21 protein-coding genes are annotated in these 15,809 nt (G+C 69.4%); 11 read left to right on the plus strand and 10 right to left on the minus strand.

The features are described 5' to 3' along the window. The first annotated feature begins 238 nt into the window (after positions 1 to 238). The 9 genes from ccmA (at position 239) to ccmI (ending at position 7,521) form a co-directional block, all read left to right on the plus strand. The gene (gene ccmA, locus ACOQOP_RS16135; protein ID WP_420562839.1) at positions 239 to 916 is read left to right on the plus strand and encodes a heme ABC exporter ATP-binding protein CcmA; all 678 of its coding nucleotides are present in this window, start codon (positions 239 to 241) and stop codon (positions 914 to 916) included. Next, positions 913 to 1,578, plus strand: a complete 666-nt coding sequence (gene ccmB / locus ACOQOP_RS16140; protein WP_420562840.1) for a heme exporter protein CcmB — start codon at positions 913 to 915, stop codon at positions 1,576 to 1,578. Before ccmA ends, ccmB begins: the two co-directional genes overlap by 4 nt. 17 nt (positions 1,579 to 1,595) lie before the next feature. Next, entirely contained in the window at positions 1,596 to 2,315 is a 720-nt protein-coding gene (locus ACOQOP_RS16145; RefSeq protein WP_420562841.1) for a heme ABC transporter permease, read from the plus strand. 142 nt (positions 2,316 to 2,457) lie between these two features. Then, the gene (gene ccmD / locus ACOQOP_RS16150) at positions 2,458 to 2,649 is read left to right on the plus strand and encodes a heme exporter protein CcmD (RefSeq protein ID WP_420562842.1); all 192 of its coding nucleotides are present in this window, start codon (positions 2,458 to 2,460) and stop codon (positions 2,647 to 2,649) included. Beyond that, a complete protein-coding gene (ccmE, locus tag ACOQOP_RS16155) occupies positions 2,646 to 3,122 on the plus strand; it encodes a cytochrome c maturation protein CcmE (RefSeq protein ID WP_420562843.1) in 477 nt (158 codons plus the stop codon). The genes ccmD and ccmE overlap by 4 nt, the downstream gene beginning before the upstream one ends. After that, entirely contained in the window at positions 3,119 to 5,095 is a 1,977-nt protein-coding gene (locus ACOQOP_RS16160) for a heme lyase CcmF/NrfE family subunit (protein ID WP_420562844.1), read from the plus strand. The genes ccmE and ACOQOP_RS16160 overlap by 4 nt, the downstream gene beginning before the upstream one ends. Before the next feature lie 4 nt (positions 5,096 to 5,099). Beyond that, entirely contained in the window at positions 5,100 to 5,633 is a 534-nt protein-coding gene (locus tag ACOQOP_RS16165; protein ID WP_420562845.1) for a DsbE family thiol:disulfide interchange protein, read from the plus strand. Further along, a complete protein-coding gene (locus ACOQOP_RS16170) occupies positions 5,630 to 6,112 on the plus strand; it encodes a cytochrome c-type biogenesis protein (RefSeq protein ID WP_420562846.1) in 483 nt (160 codons plus the stop codon). The genes ACOQOP_RS16165 and ACOQOP_RS16170 overlap by 4 nt, the downstream gene beginning before the upstream one ends. Further along, the gene (ccmI, locus tag ACOQOP_RS16175; RefSeq protein WP_420566537.1) at positions 6,112 to 7,521 is read left to right on the plus strand and encodes a c-type cytochrome biogenesis protein CcmI; all 1,410 of its coding nucleotides are present in this window, start codon (positions 6,112 to 6,114) and stop codon (positions 7,519 to 7,521) included. The genes ACOQOP_RS16170 and ccmI overlap by 1 nt, the downstream gene beginning before the upstream one ends. Here the strand turns inward: ccmI and ACOQOP_RS16180 are convergent. Beyond that, a complete protein-coding gene (locus tag ACOQOP_RS16180; RefSeq protein WP_420562847.1) occupies positions 7,502 to 8,590 on the minus strand; it encodes a 5-(carboxyamino)imidazole ribonucleotide synthase in 1,089 nt (362 codons plus the stop codon). The two genes, ccmI and ACOQOP_RS16180, sit on opposite strands and share 20 nt — an antisense overlap. Before the next feature lie 2 nt (positions 8,591 to 8,592). After that, positions 8,593 to 9,084, minus strand: coding sequence for a 5-(carboxyamino)imidazole ribonucleotide mutase (gene purE, locus ACOQOP_RS16185; RefSeq protein ID WP_420562848.1), 492 nt, complete (start codon positions 9,082 to 9,084; stop codon positions 8,593 to 8,595). 156 nt (positions 9,085 to 9,240) lie between these two features. On the opposite strand from purE, the gene ACOQOP_RS16190 reads away from it, so the two are divergent. Together ACOQOP_RS16190 and ACOQOP_RS16195 are read left to right on the plus strand one after the other, a co-directional pair. Beyond that, positions 9,241 to 9,783, plus strand: a complete 543-nt coding sequence (locus ACOQOP_RS16190) for a response regulator (RefSeq protein ID WP_420562849.1) — start codon at positions 9,241 to 9,243, stop codon at positions 9,781 to 9,783. A 28-nt stretch (positions 9,784 to 9,811) separates the two neighbouring features. Beyond that, a complete protein-coding gene (locus ACOQOP_RS16195; RefSeq protein WP_420562850.1) occupies positions 9,812 to 10,309 on the plus strand; it encodes an Hpt domain-containing protein in 498 nt (165 codons plus the stop codon). Between the two features lie 45 nt (positions 10,310 to 10,354). Here the strand turns inward: ACOQOP_RS16195 and ACOQOP_RS16200 are convergent, their stop codons facing one another. The 8 genes from ACOQOP_RS16200 to def all read right to left on the minus strand — a co-directional run bounded on the left by ACOQOP_RS16200 (position 10,355) and on the right by def (position 15,766). After that, positions 10,355 to 10,579 (minus strand): YdcH family protein, encoded by a 225-nt coding sequence (locus tag ACOQOP_RS16200; RefSeq protein ID WP_420562851.1) that lies wholly within the window; start codon positions 10,577 to 10,579, stop codon positions 10,355 to 10,357. Between the two features lie 39 nt (positions 10,580 to 10,618). Then, positions 10,619 to 11,134, minus strand: coding sequence for a GNAT family N-acetyltransferase (locus ACOQOP_RS16205; RefSeq protein WP_420562852.1), 516 nt, complete (start codon positions 11,132 to 11,134; stop codon positions 10,619 to 10,621). After that, positions 11,124 to 11,858: an ABC transporter permease gene (locus tag ACOQOP_RS16210; RefSeq protein ID WP_420562853.1), complete on the minus strand. Its 735-nt coding sequence runs from the start codon at positions 11,856 to 11,858 to the stop codon at positions 11,124 to 11,126. The genes ACOQOP_RS16205 and ACOQOP_RS16210 overlap by 11 nt, the downstream gene beginning before the upstream one ends. 3 nt (positions 11,859 to 11,861) lie before the next feature. Then, a complete protein-coding gene (locus ACOQOP_RS16215; protein WP_420562854.1) occupies positions 11,862 to 12,575 on the minus strand; it encodes an ABC transporter permease in 714 nt (237 codons plus the stop codon). A 96-nt stretch (positions 12,576 to 12,671) separates the two neighbouring features. Continuing rightward, a complete protein-coding gene (locus ACOQOP_RS16220) occupies positions 12,672 to 13,529 on the minus strand; it encodes a transporter substrate-binding domain-containing protein (RefSeq protein WP_420562855.1) in 858 nt (285 codons plus the stop codon). A gap of 54 nt (positions 13,530 to 13,583) precedes the next feature. Further along, the gene (locus ACOQOP_RS16225; protein WP_420566538.1) at positions 13,584 to 14,357 is read right to left on the minus strand and encodes an ABC transporter ATP-binding protein; all 774 of its coding nucleotides are present in this window, start codon (positions 14,355 to 14,357) and stop codon (positions 13,584 to 13,586) included. 168 nt (positions 14,358 to 14,525) lie between these two features. Further along, a complete protein-coding gene (locus ACOQOP_RS16230) occupies positions 14,526 to 15,188 on the minus strand; it encodes a COQ9 family protein (protein ID WP_420562856.1) in 663 nt (220 codons plus the stop codon). Then, positions 15,185 to 15,766, minus strand: coding sequence for a peptide deformylase (gene def, locus ACOQOP_RS16235; RefSeq protein ID WP_420562857.1), 582 nt, complete (start codon positions 15,764 to 15,766; stop codon positions 15,185 to 15,187). Before def ends, ACOQOP_RS16230 begins: the two co-directional genes overlap by 4 nt. Positions 15,767 to 15,809 lie beyond the last annotated feature (43 nt).

The following is a 15,809-nucleotide window of genomic DNA, read 5'->3' on the forward strand; positions in this document are numbered from 1 at the left end:
AAGGCATGCGGCGAAGCGTCGCAGTCTGCCTGCCCCCTCGAAACAGGACCACCGGGTCCCTATATCACTTTCAAGGCCAGTCAAAGAGCCATGATCTGGTCGGGAGATTACTCCCGGACTGCCTCGGAAGCGGCATCGCACCCTCCCCTCCCCCCGCAGATGCGGTGCCGCTTCCACCGGTTTTTCCTCTCCCTCTCCAAACCGTGTAATCGCCATCGTCCCGCGCTATAGAGGGACGATGACCGAGCTTTCCCCCGCGCCCGCCCGCCTGACCGCCACGGACATCGCCGTGGCCCGCGGCGGACGCCCCGTCTTCGCCGGCCTATCCCTGGCGGTCGATCCCGGCGGCGCGCTGCGCCTAGCCGGCCCGAACGGCGGCGGCAAGAGCACGGTCCTGCGGGTGGTGGCCGGCCTGCTCGCCCCGATGAAGGGCGTGGTCCGCTGGCACGACCACCCGATCGCCGAGGATCCCGGCGCCCATGGCCGGCGCATCGCCTATCTCGGTCATGCCGACGCCCTGAAATCCGCCCTGACCGCCCGCGAGAACGCGCAGACCCTGCTCTCTGTCGCCGGACGGCGGGACCCGCAGGCGCTCGACCGGGCCTTCGACCTGCTCGACCTGCAGCGGCTGGCGGACCTGCCGGCCGGGTGGCTGTCGGCGGGACAGCGCCGCAGGGTGGCGCTCGCCCGGGTGATCGCGTCCGGCTGCCCGCTCTGGCTGCTGGACGAGCCGACGGTCGGGCTGGACACCGCCTCGGTCGCCGCCTTGGAACGGGCCATCGCCGCGCATCGGGCGGCCGGTGGCATGGTGATCGCCGCCACCCATATCGCCCTCGACCTCGGCCCCGGCGACGCGACCCTCGATCCGGGCGGCTTCGCCTGGTCGCTCAGCGCCCTCGACGAGGCCCTGCTGTGAGCGCGTTCCTGGCCGTCATCGCCCGCGACCTGCGGCTGGCCCGGCGTCAGGGCACCGACATCGCCATGACCCTGGCGTTCTTCGTCGTGGTGGTCGCCCTTTTCCCGCTCGGGCTGGGCCCCACGCCGGAGCTGCTCGCCCGGATCGCGCCGGCGGTGCTCTGGGTCACCGCCCTGCTCGCCGCCATGCTGTCCTTCGACCGGCTGTTCCAGCAGGATTCCGAGGATGGCGGGCTGGAACAGCTCGCCCTGTCCGGCCTGCCGCTGTCGGTGCTGGCGCTGGCCAAGGCCTGCGCCCACTGGCTGACCACCGGCCTGCCGATGCTGGTGCTGGCCCCGCTGCTGGCGGTCAGCCTGAACCTGGCGGCGGAGTCCTACCTCGCCCTGGTGGCCACCCTGGCGCTGGGAACGCCGGTGGTGAGCCTGTTCGGCACGGTCGGGGCGGCCCTGGTGGTCGGCGCCCGGCGGGCCGGCGTTCTGGTGGCGCTGATCGTCCTGCCCCTGCTGATCCCGGTGCTGATCTTCGCCGTCTCGGCGATCGAGGCCGCCGGGGCCGGGCTTACGGTCCGGGTTCACCTGCTGTTCCTGGGCGCGATCCTGGCCGCGTCGATCCCGCTGGCACCGCTCGCCGCCGGTGCCGCCTTGCGCCAGGCGCTCGACTGAGCAATATCCTTCCCGTCATGCACCGCTTCGCCAATCCGACCCGGTTCTTCCGCATCGCCAACGCCGTCCTGCCGGTACTGGCGGTGGTATGCGCCGGCCTGTTCGCCTCGGGCCTGTACTACGCGCTGTTCGACAGCCCCGCCGACTACCAGCAGGGCGAGACGGTGCGGATCATGTACGTCCATGTGCCGGCCGCCTGGGCCGCCCTAGCCTGCTATGCCACCATGGCGCTTGCCGGGGCGTCCTTCCTGATCTGGAAGCATGTGCTGGCCGACCTCGCCGCCCGGGCCGCGGCCCCGATCGGCGCCGGCTTCACCCTGATCTCGCTGGCCACCGGCTCGCTCTGGGGCCAGCCCATGTGGGGCACCTGGTGGGTCTGGGACGCGCGGCTGACCTCGGTGCTGATCCTGTTCTTCCTGTATCTCGGCTATATCGCGCTTGTGAACGCCTTCGACGACCCGGACCGGGGCGGGAGGGCCGGCGCGGTCCTGGCCCTGGTCGGGGCGGTGAACCTGCCGATCATCAAGTTCTCCGTCGACTGGTGGAACACCCTGCACCAGCCGGCCAGCGTGCTGCGGATGGACGGCCCCGCCATCGCGCCGGAGATGCTGCTGCCGCTGCTGCTGATGGCGGGGGCGTATTTCGCCCTGTTCGGGGTGATGATGATCCTGCGGCTGCGCGGTCTGTATGCCGGCCGGCGCCTGCGCCAGATGAGACTTGCCGCCGCGGCCCGCTAGACCACATTGCCAATGTCTTCATGATGCGATTGGCCGCATGGGAACGGCGGTCGTCGCGCTTGGCGAGGCGGACCGGAACCCTTAGGTTTGGTCCTCAACGGCGCGCGGGAACACGCGCGATGCAGACCGGGGAGAACCGGGCGTGGACTATTTCTCGATGGGCGGATACGCGGCCTATGTCTGGCCGTCCTACGGAATCGCCGCACTCGTGCTGATCGGCCTTCTGGTCAATTCCTGGACCGGAGCGCGCCGCCGCGAGGCGGAGGTGGCGCGGCTGCGGGAGCTCGGCGCCGATATCCGGCGCCCCGGCGAGACGGCGGGAGGTGGGCGATGACCCGCAAGAACCAGCGCATCGCCCTGATCGTCGGCGGCCTCGCCTTCCTCGGTATCGCCGCCGGGCTGGTGCTGACCGCCTTCGAGGACAGCGTCGTCTTCTTCTTCAGCCCGACCGACCTGCAGGCCAAGCCGGTCGATCCGGAGCGCCGGATCCGGGTCGGCGGCCTGGTGGAGAGCGGGTCGGTGGAGCGCGGTCCGGCCGATGCGGAGATCCGCTTCAACGTCACCGACGGCAACACCACCCTGACCGTGCGTTATGTCGGCATCCTGCCCGACCTGTTCCGCGAGGGTCAGGGCATCGTCGCCCAGGGCCGGCTGCAGAACGCCGTGTTCCAGGCCGACGAGGTCCTGGCCAAGCACGACGAGACCTACATGCCCAAGGAAGTCGCCGACGCCCTGAAGGCGCAGGGCCACTGGAAAGAGGGTGAGATGCCGTCCGGCGCGGCGCCGAAAGCCGGAGGCGGATCATGATCGCCGAACTCGGCCATCTGGCGCTCGCCGCCGCCCTGGTCGTCGCCGTCTTCCAGACGGTGGTGCCGCTCTATGGTGCCGCCCGGCGCGACCCGACGCTGATGGCGATGGCCCGGCCGGCAGCACTGGTTCAGTTCGCCGCCCTGATCCTGTCCTTCGGCGCGCTGACCCACGCCTTCGTGACCTCGGACTTCTCGGTCTCCAACGTGGCCGCGAATTCCCATTCGCTGAAGCCGATGATCTACAAGGTCTCCGGCGTGTGGGGGAACCACGAGGGTTCGATGCTGCTCTGGGTGCTGATACTGTCGCTGTTCGGCGCGGCGGTGGCGGCGTTCGGCGGCAATCTGCCGGAGAGCCTGCGGGCGCGGACCATCGCGATCCAGGGCCTGATCGGCATCGGCTTCCTGACCTTCATCCTGTTCACCTCCAACCCGTTCGAGCGGGTCGTGCCGCCGCCGATCGACGGCCGCGGGCTGAACCCGCTGCTGCAGGATATCGGCCTCGCCCTGCACCCGCCGATGCTCTATCTCGGTTATGTCGGCCTCTCCACCACCTTCTCCTTCGCCGTCGCCGCCCTGCTGGAGGGCCGGGTCGATCCGTCCTGGGCGCGCTGGGTGCGGCCGTGGACGCTGGCCGCCTGGGTGGCCCTGACCGCCGGCATCATCCTCGGCTCGGGCTGGGCCTATTACGAGCTCGGCTGGGGCGGCTGGTGGTTCTGGGACCCGGTGGAGAATGCCAGCTTCATGCCCTGGCTGGCGGCGACCGCCCTGCTGCACTCGGCCATCGTGGTGGAGAAGCGGGACGCCCTGAAGAGCTGGACCATCCTGCTCGCCCTGATCGCCTTCGCCCTGTCGCTGCTCGGCACCTTCCTGGTGCGCTCCGGCGTGCTGACCAGCGTGCATGCCTTCGCCGTCGATCCCGAGCGCGGCATGTTCATCCTGGTCCTGCTGGCCATCGCCATCGTCGGGTCCTTCGCACTCTACGCCTGGCGGGCGCCGTCGATGGAGGGCGGCGGCGTGTTCCGCCCGATCAGCCGCGAGGGCGGGCTGGTCCTGAACAACCTGCTGACCGCCACCGCCGCGGCGACCGTGCTGATCGGCACCCTGTATCCGCTGGCGCTGGAGACCGTGACCGGCGAGAAGGTCTCCGTCGGTCCGCCGTTCTTCGAGGCGACCTTCGTGCCGCTGATGGTGCCGCTGATCATCGCCGTCGGCATCGGACCGCTTCTGGCGTGGAAACGCGGCGACCTGGCCGGCGCCCTGCACAATCTCTGGGCCGCCGCCATCATCGCGATCTCGCTCGGCCTGGCGCTGGCCTGGCTGCAGGGTGCGCCGGTGGGGGCCGCCCTGGGCATGGCGCTGGCCGCCTGGCTGGCGATCGCCGTGCTGACCGAATGGGCCGACCGGGTGCGGCTCTTCCGGGTGCCGCTCGCCAACTCCCTGTCCCGGGCCGCCGGCCTGCCCCGCGCTGCCTACGGCATGACCCTGGCCCATCTCGGGCTGGCGGTGTTCATCGTCGGCGCGGTGGGCGAGACCTATTTCAGCGCCGAGGTCGTGCGCTATGCCGCGCGCGGCGACAAGGTGGAGATCGCCGGCCACACCCTGACTTTCGACGGGGTGACCGAGCGGGCGGGTCCCAACTTCAACGCCCAGGTCGGCACCTTCGTGCTGGAGGACGGTCAGCGCCTGGAATCCGAGCGGCGCTTCTTCCCGGCCGAGGGCCAGCAGACCACCGAGGCGGCGATCCGAGTCCGTCCGATGGGCGACCTCTACACCGTGCTGGGCGAGCCGGCCGACGGCGACCGCTGGACCATCCGAGTCTACTACAAGACGCTGGTCATGTGGATCTGGGTCGGCGGCTTCCTGATGTCTCTGGGCGGGCTGGTGTCCCTGGCCGACCGGCGCCTGCGCGTCGGCGTCCCGGCGCCGCGGCGCGACCGGATGGCGATGGCCGCCGCTGGCGGAGACCACTGAGCCCGTGCGCCGCCTGTTCGCCCTGATCCCGCTGCTCGCCGCCGTCGCCCTGGTCGTCGCCCTGGGCTGGCCGATCCTGGAGGGACGCAACCCGCAGGAACTGCCCTCGGTGCTGCTGGACAAGCCGGTGCCGGCCTTCGACCTGCCCGGGCTGGAGCCCGGCGAGCCGGGGCTGGCGTCCACCGACCTGGCCGGCAAGCCGGTGCTGGTCAACGTCTTCGCCTCCTGGTGCGCCCCCTGCCGGGCCGAGATCCCCCGCCTGCAGGCCATGGCCGGCGACGGGGTCACCGTCTACGGCCTCGCCTACAAGGACGATCCGGTGGCGACGCGCCGGTTCCTGGCCGATCTCGGCAATCCCTACGAAAGGATCGGGGTCGACCGCGACGGCCGTACCGGGATCGAATTCGGCGTCTACGGGGTGCCCGAGACCTATGTGATCGATGCCAAGGGCGTGATCCGCCACCGCCATGTTGGCGAAGTGACCGACCGGGTGGCCGAGGCGACCCTGGTGCCGCTGCTGAAGGAACTGGAGCAATGATACGGACCCTGCTCCTCCTCGCCGTTCTGGCGCTCGGCACCGCCCCGGCGCTCGCCGTGCAGCCGGACGAGGTGCTCGACGATCCCTCCCTGGAGGCCCGTGCCCGCACCCTGAGCGCGGAGGTGCGCTGCCTCGTCTGCCAGAACCAGTCGATCGACGACAGCAATGCCGAGCTGGCCCGCGACCTGCGCCTGCTGGTGCGCGAGCGGCTGGTCGCCGGCGACAGCAACGAGGAGGTCCTCGACTACCTGGTGGCCCGCTACGGCCCCTTCGTGCTGCTGGAGCCGCCGAAGACCGAGAGCACGCTGATCCTGTGGTACGGCCCCGCCGTCCTGCTCGGCCTGGGGGCGATCGCGGTGGTTGTCACCCTGGCCCGGCGCCGGAAATCGGCCGCGCCTACCCCGCTGACGCCGGAGGAGCGCCGGCGCCTGGACGCGCTGCTGGACGAGGGTGACGACGGTACCGGGAGGACGGCGTGATGTTCTGGGCCGTCGCCGGCATTCTGCTGTTCGCCACCGTGCTCGCCCTGATCACCCCGCTCGCCCGCGGGCGGTCGCAGTCGAGTTCCCGCGCCGAGCACGGCCTGGCGGTGCTGAAGGACCAGCTCGCCGAGATCGAGCGCGACCGGGCCGCCGGCCGGCTGGCCGACGCGGAGGCGGACGCCGCCCGGATCGAGGTGGAGCGCCGCATCCTGGCCGAAGCGGACCGGGGCGAGACCGCCGCCCCGGCCGATCCGAGCGCCACCCGCTGGCGCCGGTTCACCGTGGCCGCCCTGGTCATCGTCGGCATGCCGGTCGCCACCGCACTGGTCTATCTGCATGCCGGCAGCCCCGGCATGCCCGACCTGCCGCTCTCCGCCCGGGCGGATGAGCGCGCCCGCATGGCCGAGCTGGCCCAGCGCCAGCGCGGCATCATGGAAATGGTGCAGAACCTGGAGCAGCGCCTCGGCAGCCAGCCGGACGATCTGGAAGGCTGGATGCTGCTCGGCCGCTCGCGGCTGGCGCTCGGCGATTTCGAGCAGGCCGCCCTCGCCTTCCAGCGTGCCGCCGAGCTCGGCGGCGGCAGCGAGGCGGTCGGCGAGATGGCCGAGGCCCTGGTCCGCCGCGACCGGGGAATCGTGACGCCGGACGCCCGCCGGGCGTTCCGCGAGGTCCTGGAGATCGCGCCGGCCGACCCGCGCGCCCGCTATTACCTGGCCCTGGGCGCGCTGCAGATGGGCGACGCCGACGCCGCCCTGCGGCAGTGGGTCGCCCTGGCCGCCGACACGCCGCCCGACGCGCCCTGGCGGGCCGGACTGATGCAGCGGATCGAGGACGTCGCCGCCGAGAACGGCATCGATGTCGCGGCTCTGCGCGAAGAGGTCCTGGGCGACCGGCCGACGGCTTCGGGCCCGCGCGGGCCGAGCCAGGAGGACGTGGCCGCCGCCCGGGACATGGCGCCGGAAGACCGTCTGGCGATGATCCGCGGCATGGTCGACGGGCTGGAGGCCCGGCTGCAGGAGGATCCGAGCGATATCGACGGCTGGCTGCGGCTGGGCCGGTCCTGGCAGGTGCTGGGCGAGCCGGAGAAGTCGGTGGCGGCCTACAAAGAAGCCGCGGATCGGGCGCCCGAGCGGGCCGACGTGCAGCTCGACTATGCCCGCGCCCTGTTCCCGCCGGGCGCCGGCAACCGGGCGATGCCCCAGGCATTCATCGACACCGTCGCCCGGGTGCGCGAGATCGAGCCGGACAATCCCGAAGGCCTGTTCTTCGGCGGCATGATCGCCGAGCGTCGAGGCGATGCCGACACCGCGCGGGAGCTGTGGACCCGGCTGCTGGAGCGCCTGCCGGAGGATTCGCCGATCCGCGACGCGATCCAGCAGCGGCTGGCTAATCTCGGCGCGGGCTGAGCCGCCGGTTCACATGGCCCATCTTGCGGCCGGGGCGGGCCTCCGCCTTGCCGTACAGATGCACATGGGCCTCCGGGTCGCGCAGATAGCCCGGCACCTTCTCCACGTCGTCGCCGATCAGGTTGAGCATCTCGCTCTCGATCAGGATATCGGTCGGCCCCAGCGGCAGGCCGGCCACCGCGCGCACGAACTGCTCGAACTGGGATGTGGCACAGCCGTTCTGGGTCCAGTGACCGGAATTATGCGGCCGGGGCGCGACCTCGTTGATCAGCACCTCGCCCTCCTCGGTGACGAACATCTCCACCGCCAGCAGGCCGACCATGTCGAGGGCGGCGATCAGCGTCTCCGCCGCCTTGCGGGCGGCCGCGGCGACCTCGTCCGACACCCGGGCCGGCACCACGGACCGCCGCAGGATGCCGTCCACATGGCTGTTCTCGGTGACCGGGAAGCAGGCGATCTCGCCATCGACGCCGCGGGCGGCGATGACGGAGACCTCGGTAGTGAAGCGCACCATGCGCTCCAGGATGGCGTCGTCGCTGCCCAGCTCCTCCCAGACCGTGGCGAGGCTGGATTCCATATCGACCCGGATCTGTCCCTTGCCGTCATAGCCGAGTCGGCAGGTCTTCAGGATCGCCGGCACGCCGACCGCCGACAGGCCGTCGATCAGTTCGTCCAGGGTGGTCACGCCCCAGAACTGCGCGGTCTCCAGCCCCTGGTCGCGGGCGAAGCTCTTCTCCACCACCCGGTGCTGCGCCACCTCCAGCGCCTTCGGCCCCGGGCGCACCGGGACGCGCCGCATCAGGTATTCGACCGTCTCGACCGGCACGTTCTCGAACTCGTAGGTGACCACGTCGACCGCCTCGGCGAAGGCGTCGAGGGCCGACCAGTCGTCCCAGGCCGCCGAGGTCGCCGCGAAGGAGACCTGGGCCGCCGGGCCGCCGGCCGCGTCGGGATCGTAGATGTGGCAGCGATAGCCGAGCGGGGCGGCGGCAAGGGCGGTCATCCGGCCGAGCTGGCCGCCGCCGAGGATGCCGATGGTGGCGTTCGCGGGAAGAGGCGTGGCGGCCATGCTCACGCCTCGTCGGTCGGGATTTCGGCGACGGACTCGGTCCGCGCCTTGCGCCAGGCGGCCAGCGCCTCGTCGACCTTGGGATCTGAAAGGGCGACGATCGATCCCGCCATCAGCCCGGCATTGGTCGCCCCGGCCTTGCCGATCGCAAGGGTGCCGACCGGCACGCCCCCCGGCATCTGCACGATGGAGAGCAGGCTGTCCCAACCCGACAGGGCCTTGCTTTCGACCGGCACGCCCAGCACCGGCAGGGTGGTCATCGAGGCGACCATCCCCGGCAGATGGGCGGCACCGCCGGCGCCGGCCACGATCACCTGGAGCCCCCGATCCTTGGCCGCTTCGGCATACTCAACCATCCGCTTCGGCGTGCGGTGGGCCGAGACGATCCGCGCCTCATAAGCGATCCCCAGCGCGTCCAATACGTCGCAGACGTGTTTCATGGTTGACCAGTCGGACTGGCTGCCCATGATCACGCCGACCTTGGGTGAGGGCATACTCGCCTCCAAGTTGTCACTTGTACCCGCGGCCACCTGCAGCCGCGAAGCCGCGGACTATACGAACCGGACCCGCCGCATTCAAGAACAGCCAGCCTTGCTGACATCGAGGGCCGTGAGGGTTAGAATAAACGCTTGTGATCAAAGGCGTAGCCCATGTCGATGAAGACCTATGCATTGGATGCGATCTCGGTCCTTGTGGTCGAGGACAACCGATTCATGCGGTCTATATTGGTTAACGTCATCAAAGGACTCGGGGTCACCCATGTCGTGGAGGCGCGCGACGGGCAAGAGGCCCTGGAAGAACTTCGCAACACCGCCGCCGACATCATCGTGATGGACTGGGAACTGGAAGGCATGCACGGCTCGAAGCTGCTGCAGACCGTGCGCAGCGGCAAACGTGGGCTGAACCCGCTCACCCCGGTCATCGTGGTCTCGGCCAACACCATCGCCCGCAACGTACTCCAGGCCCGGGATACCGGTATGACCGAATTCCTGGCCAAGCCGGTCTCGGCCGCCGCCCTCTACGCGCGGATCGTCTCGATCATCGAGAACCCGCGCCGTTTCGTGCGCACCGGGTCCTATTTCGGGCCGGACCGGCGCCGCCGATTCGAGCCCGGCTATCTGGGGCCCAAGCGCCGGGCGGACGACCGGTCGATGGACGACGTGGACGATATCGACGTGAAGAGACAGGCGTGACGCCCAAGCGGCGTCTCAGGGGACAGGGATGAACGACAAGCACAAGGTCGAGTTCATCGACAATCCGAACCCGATCCGCAGGAAGGTTCGGGTCGAGCAGGGCGTGGATCCGGCCAACCTGATCCGCCGCGCCGACAAGCAGGTCCAGAAACTGTCCGGCGAGTTCGAGGAGATCTTCGCCGCGACCATTCCGGCCCTGGGCGAGGCGATGGAGACCGTCCGCAAGAGCGACGGCACCGACACGGACGCGCTGGCCCAGGTGCGGCGCATGCTGCACGACCTGCGCGGCCAGGCCGGGACCTTCGGCTACCCGCTGGTCAGCCAGGTCGGCGACAGCGCCTGCAAGTTCATCGACCTGTCGGAAACGGTCGGCCCGGCGGAGACCGAGGTGCTTGGCATGCATGTCGACGCGCTGAAGGCGATCAGCCAGGCCAAGATCAAGGGCGACGGCGGCCCGGTCGGTGCCGAACTCCGCGGCGGCCTGCGCAAGGTGATCCTGAAGTACAACGAGAAGAAGGCGGGCTGATCCACCGACCTCATCCTGCGCAGAGCGGGATTCAGTCGGGGTCGGCTAAGCGATGATGTCCGGCAGAAGCTGGCTCTCGATCCGGCTCATCTGGTCCTTCAGCGCGAGCTTGCGCTTCTTCAGCCGCTGGAGCTGGATCTGGTCGAACGGCGCATGCTCGATCAGGCGGGCGATCACGTCGTCCAGATCACGGTGTTCGGTCTTCAGTTCGGCGAGCCGGCGTTTTAGTTCTTCCAGATCTTCCACAGAGCCCTCGGTCGCGATGCGCACGGCGTCAGCGAGTTAACGTTCCTCAAAAGCCGACGCGGTTCAAGCTTTCCAAACCGCTTTCGCCGCGGTCAGCACCATGACCTGGCCCGACGGGAAGCGGTGGCGGCCGCGCTCGCGGTAGCCGGCCTTCTGGAACGCGATGATCGCCCCCCAATGGTCGGGATGGGGATCGGCGACGACCCGGTCGCAGCCCTCCTCGGCAAAGAGCCGGGCGGTCAGGGCGCGGATCGCGGCCCGGCCGTGCTTGCGGTTGACCGCGTCCTCCTCGCCGATCAGCAGGTCGATGCCGCGGGTACCCGGTCCGACCCCGTCGACCGACAGCCAGACATCGCCGTCCTGCATGACGTCATAGTCCTGGGCATAGCCGATCGGGCGCCCGTCCAGGTCGATCCGCCACGGCCGCAGCCAGTCCGGCACCGGTGTCCCGGCTCGAAAGGCCTCGACCACCGGTGCGGTCCAGTGCGGCTTCCACCAGCGCTTCACATGCTGGGCGTCGAGCCAGCCCTCCAGGCGCGCCACCTCCCCGGCCGGATAGGGGACCAGATCAATGGGCACGGGCGACGTCCTGATCCGGCAGGGTCCTGCCGGTCTTGGCCTCGCGCAGGTCCGGCGACATCCGGTATTCCAGCCACATCACGCCCCGCGTCGCCAGGAAGTTGATCACCAGATAGAAGGCGGCGGCGATGAACAGCGGCTCGATGCTGAACGTGGCCGAGGTCTCCTTGCGGGCGATCAGGGTCATGTCCAGGATGGTGATGGTGCTGGCCAGCGAGGTCGACTTGATCATCAGCACGATCTCGTTGCCGTAGCCCGGCAGGGCCTGGCGGATCGCCTGAGGGAAGATCACCCGGCGGAACCGCATCGAGGTGCTCATGCCGCAGGCCTTGGCCGCCTCCACCTGCCCCCACGGCACCGACAGCAGCCCGCCGCGGATGATCTCCGAGGTATAGGCGGTGGTGTTCAGGGTCAGGGCCAGGATGGCGCACCAATGTGCCTCGCGCAGGAGCGGCCACAGGAAGCTCTGCTGCACCGCCTCGAACTGTCCCAGGCCGTAGTAGATCAGGAAGATCTGCACCAGCAGCGGGGTCGAGCGGAACAGGTAGACATAGACATAGGCGATGGCCTGCAGCGGCCGGTAGGGCGACAGGCGCACCAGCGCGAGACCGACCGCCAGGAAGAACCCGATCGCCAGGGACGAGCCGGCGAGCGTCAGGGTCCAGGGCAGACCGTTGGCGATCAGCTCCCAGGTGTTTCCGGGTTTGTCGAACAGGGTCACCATCGCTCAGGCCCTCCGCACGCCGCGGTTGGCGAAGGCTTCCGCCTTGCCGAACACCTTGTTGGAGAGCGAGGTCAGGGCGAGGTAGAGCACCGCCGCGGTGATGAAGAAGATCATCGGCTGCTTGGTCGAGCCGGACGCCACGAAGGCCTGGCGCATGATCTCGGTCAGGCCGACCACGGAGATCAGCGAGGTGTCCTTCAGGGTGAGCTGCCAGACATTGCCCAGACCCGGCAGGGCGTAGCGCGCGACCTGGGGGACCAGAATGCGGCGGAACAGGACCCAGCGGCTCATGCCGCAGGCCTTGGCGGCCTCGATCTGGCCCTTGGGCACCGCCAGCACGGCGCCGCGGATCACCTCGGTGGCATAGGCGCCGGAGATGAAGCCCAGCGCCAGGACACCGGTGGTCAGCGCGTTGAACTCGATATAGCCGTTGTAGCCGAACAGCTTGGCGACGGCCATGGCGGCCTGCCCGCCGCCGAAGAAGATGATGTAGATGGTGATCAGGTCGGGAACGCCGCGGACCAGGGTGGTGTAGAGGTCGCCCAGCAGCGGCACCAGGGGCATCCGGGAGAGCTTGACCGCCGCCCCGCCGGTGCCGACCACGATGCCGAGCGCGAAGGACATCACCGCCACCAGCAGCGTCCAGCCAGCGCCGCGGACCATCTCGTCGCCCCAGCCCGAGTCGCCCCAGGCCAGCAGGCTCAACCATTCCGGCATGCGCCCGTCATCCCCTCAAATCTGGCCGCAGATCGTTCAAAACGGACGGGGACGACCGGTGGGCCGTCCCCGCCTGTGCGTTCTATCCGGCGCGGATTATTCCTTCGCCGAGGCGTCGAAGCCGAAATGCTCGATGGCCAGCTTGCTCAGCGTGCCGTCGGCGGCGGCCTCGCCGATCGCCTTGGAGAACATGTCGGCCAGCGCCTGGTCCTCCTTACGGATGCCGGCGCCCACGCCGTTACCGAACGGACCCCCGGTGAAGCCCGGACCGACGATCTTCAGGCCCTTGCCCTCGTCCTTCTCCAGCAGCGGCTTCCAGTAGGACATGGCGGCCAGGGCGGCGTCCACGCGGCCCGCCTGCAGATCCAGGTCCAGGTTCTCCTGGGTGTCGTAGGTCTTCACCGTCACGTCGCCGGCGATGAACTCGTTCAGGAAGTTCTCGTGGGTGGTGGCGATCTGCACGCCGATGGTCTTGCCGGCGAAGGCTTCCTTCACCTTGGCGATCGCGGCCTTCTCGGCGTCATCGGTCTCGGCCATGGTCACCGCGTCGATGTCGGTGGAGAAATCGGCGAACGGACCGTCGGCCTTGACCACGAAGACCGCCGGGGTGGCGGCATAGGCGCGCGAGAAGGTGATGACCTCCATGCGCTTCTCGGTGATCGACATGCCGGCCATGATCACGTCGTACTTGCCGGCCTGCAGCGCCGGGATGATGCCTTCCCAGGCCTGCTGCTGCAGGGTGCACTCGAGCTCGAGGCGTGCGCACAGATCGTTGTAGAGATCGACCTCGAAGCCCACGAGATTGCCCGAGGAATCGGTATAGTTCCAAGGCGCGTAGGCGCCCTCGGTGGCGATTCGCACCGACGAGCCCTTGCCCCAGTCGGCGGCCGAAGCCGCGGTGGCGACGCCCGTGGCGAGTGCCGCGGCCGCCAGCAGCGTTGTCAGCTTTTTCATGTGAAGTCCTCCTGGTTGAACACGTCCCCATCCGGATTTGACCGGTTGGCGGGTTTATTGCCCCACGGCCAGCCCTTCGGTGGTCGCGAGGAATTGGCGGCAACGCTCCGAGTTGGGGTTGCCGAAGACCTGCGAAGGCGGACCCTGCTCCTCGATCCGGCCCTGGTGCAGGAACACGACCTCGTCCGAGACCTCCCGGGCGAAGCGCATCTCGTGGGTGACGATGATCATCGTGCGCCCCTCCTCGGCGAGCTGGCGCATGACCCGCAGCACCTCGCCCACCAGTTCGGGGTCGAGGGCGGAGGTCGGCTCGTCGAACAGCATGACGCGCGGCTCCATGGCCAGCGCGCGGGCGATGGCGCAGCGCTGCTGCTGGCCGCCGGAGAGATGGGCCGGATACTGGTCGCGCTTGTCGGCGATGCCGACCTTGTCCAGCAGCTCCTCGGCCTTCTCGATGGCCTCGGATTTGGGCATGCCGAGGACGTGGACCGGTGCCTCGATCACGTTCTCCAGCACGGTCATGTGGGTCCAGAGGTTGAAGCTCTGGAACACCATGGCGAGGCGGGAGCGGATGCGGTCGACCTGCCTTGTGTCGGCCGGTTTCGGCACGCCGCCGCGGCCCGGAACCATCTTGATCAGCTCGCCGTCGACCCGGACTTCCCCGGCATTGGGGATCTCCAGCAGGTTGATGCACCGCAGAAAGGTCGACTTGCCCGACCCCGAGGCACCGATCATCGAGATGACGTTGGCGTTGGCGGTCGACAGGGACACGCCCTTGAGCACTTCCAGGGAGCCGAATCGCTTGTGAAGGTCGGTGACCTCCAGCATCGGCGGAGAGGATGCGGACGAACGGCCCTGCGTCTGGACCTCGGCGGCGATCGGCAAAAAACCCACCTTTGCGCTGCAACAAATCAATAATTTTGCAGCATAACCGGCTGGCCGATGTCGGCAAGCGCAATCGGTGCATTTCCCGGCGCGGTCACGCCGGATCGGAGGTCAGGCCGAAGAGCCCCGGGCCGCCCGCCACGCCCGGCTGAACCGGCGCGGATTCGGCAGATAGGCGCCAATGGATTTCAGCCGGGCCGTGACCTTGGGCACCTTCATCACGTCGGCGATCCGGCGGTCCAGGAAGGCCCAGGTCTCCGCATGATCCTCGGAGCTGTCGTCGAGCCAGTACAGCAGGGTCGAGCTGAACACCGCCGCCAGCAGGCCCCGCTTGGTGTAGTAGTTGAAGTCGGTCGATTTGTCGCCGCAGGTCCACCAGATTGTGTCCACCGTGCTGAACAGGCTGCGCGCCGCCAGACCGGTATTGCCCGGCAGCGCCAGGAAGGAGAGGGCTCGGCGCACCGCCTCCTTGTGCGGCTCCACCGCCTCCAGGCGCAGGCGCACGCCCAACGCCACCTTCTCGCGGATCTTGAGACCCTCCAGCCCATGGGCCTCCATGTCGGCGGCCATCCGCGCATCGGCCCGCGCCAGCCAGTAGGCGACCGCGTCGCGCACCCCGGCCGGAAAGGCGATGTCCACGTCGGCGGCGACCAGGCCGGCCGACCGGGCGCCGTCGGTCAGGCTCCGGCGGGTCCAGCCGTCGAACAGGACATTGGGCAGGGACGCGTCCAGGATCCGGTCGCGCAGGGCATCCATCGGACTGGCGGTCGTCATGTCACCGGCTCCTGTGTGGATTCTTGCTCGGGCTGCGGGGCGGGAACGTCGCGCATCTCCGCCTCGATCAATTCCTCGACATAGCCGAACCGGGTGAAATCGGTCATCCGGTCAAGGTACAGGATGCCGTCCAGGTGATCGACCTCGTGCTGCAGCACCCGGGCGCGCATGCCGGTCATCACCGTGTCGACCGGCTCGCCCTGCGGCGTCACGGCGGTCAGCCGAACCCGGGTCCAGCGCGGCACCTCGCCGCGCAGGCCGGGGATCGACAGGCAGCCCTCCATGCCCAGCGCCCTGTCCTCGCCCACCGGCTCGAGCGCCGGATTGATCAGCGCGGTCAGGGGCAGCGGGCCGTCCTCGGGATCGTCGGTCTTCCGGGCCGCCGGCACGGAGATCAGGATCACCCGCTCCGACACGCCGATCTGCGGGGCGGCGAGGCCGATGCCGCCGGCTTCCGCCAGGCTGGCCTCCATCTCCCGCAGCAGATCGGCGATCCGGGGGCTGGTCGGGTCGGCGACCGGGGCCGCCACACGGCGCAGCACCGGGTCACCCGCACGGACTATGGACTTCGCACTCATGATCAGGCATATAGCGCGCCCATCGGGGTCGGTCCAGCGGACG

Source organism: Thalassobaculum sp., assembly GCF_965223715.1.
Classification (GTDB): Bacteria; Pseudomonadota; Alphaproteobacteria; order Thalassobaculales; family Thalassobaculaceae; genus Thalassobaculum.

Excerpts from the sequence above, each read along its gene's own strand:
- ACOQOP_RS16195 (WP_420562850.1), top strand. The coding sequence starts at position 9,812 with ATGAACGACAAGCACAAGGTCGAGTTCATCGACAATCCGAACCCGATC.
- ACOQOP_RS16210 (WP_420562853.1), bottom strand. The coding sequence starts at position 11,858 with ATGGTGACCCTGTTCGACAAACCCGGAAACACCTGGGAGCTGATCGCC.
- def (WP_420562857.1), bottom strand. The coding sequence starts at position 15,766 with ATGAGTGCGAAGTCCATAGTCCGTGCGGGTGACCCGGTGCTGCGCCGT.
- ACOQOP_RS16220 (WP_420562855.1), bottom strand. The coding sequence starts at position 13,529 with ATGAAAAAGCTGACAACGCTGCTGGCGGCCGCGGCACTCGCCACGGGC.
- ACOQOP_RS16160 (WP_420562844.1), top strand. The coding sequence starts at position 3,119 with ATGATCGCCGAACTCGGCCATCTGGCGCTCGCCGCCGCCCTGGTCGTC.
- ACOQOP_RS16225 (WP_420566538.1), bottom strand. The coding sequence starts at position 14,357 with ATGCTGGAGGTCACCGACCTTCACAAGCGATTCGGCTCCCTGGAAGTG.
- ACOQOP_RS16230 (WP_420562856.1), bottom strand. The coding sequence starts at position 15,188 with ATGACGACCGCCAGTCCGATGGATGCCCTGCGCGACCGGATCCTGGAC.
- ACOQOP_RS16145 (WP_420562841.1), top strand. The coding sequence starts at position 1,596 with ATGCACCGCTTCGCCAATCCGACCCGGTTCTTCCGCATCGCCAACGCC.
- ccmI (WP_420566537.1), top strand. The coding sequence starts at position 6,112 with ATGTTCTGGGCCGTCGCCGGCATTCTGCTGTTCGCCACCGTGCTCGCC.
- ACOQOP_RS16190 (WP_420562849.1), top strand. The coding sequence starts at position 9,241 with ATGTCGATGAAGACCTATGCATTGGATGCGATCTCGGTCCTTGTGGTC.
- ACOQOP_RS16180 (WP_420562847.1), bottom strand. The coding sequence starts at position 8,590 with ATGGCCGCCACGCCTCTTCCCGCGAACGCCACCATCGGCATCCTCGGC.
- ACOQOP_RS16215 (WP_420562854.1), bottom strand. The coding sequence starts at position 12,575 with ATGCCGGAATGGTTGAGCCTGCTGGCCTGGGGCGACTCGGGCTGGGGC.
- ACOQOP_RS16170 (WP_420562846.1), top strand. The coding sequence starts at position 5,630 with ATGATACGGACCCTGCTCCTCCTCGCCGTTCTGGCGCTCGGCACCGCC.
- purE (WP_420562848.1), bottom strand. The coding sequence starts at position 9,084 with ATGCCCTCACCCAAGGTCGGCGTGATCATGGGCAGCCAGTCCGACTGG.
- ccmE (WP_420562843.1), top strand. The coding sequence starts at position 2,646 with ATGACCCGCAAGAACCAGCGCATCGCCCTGATCGTCGGCGGCCTCGCC.
- ccmA (WP_420562839.1), top strand. The coding sequence starts at position 239 with ATGACCGAGCTTTCCCCCGCGCCCGCCCGCCTGACCGCCACGGACATC.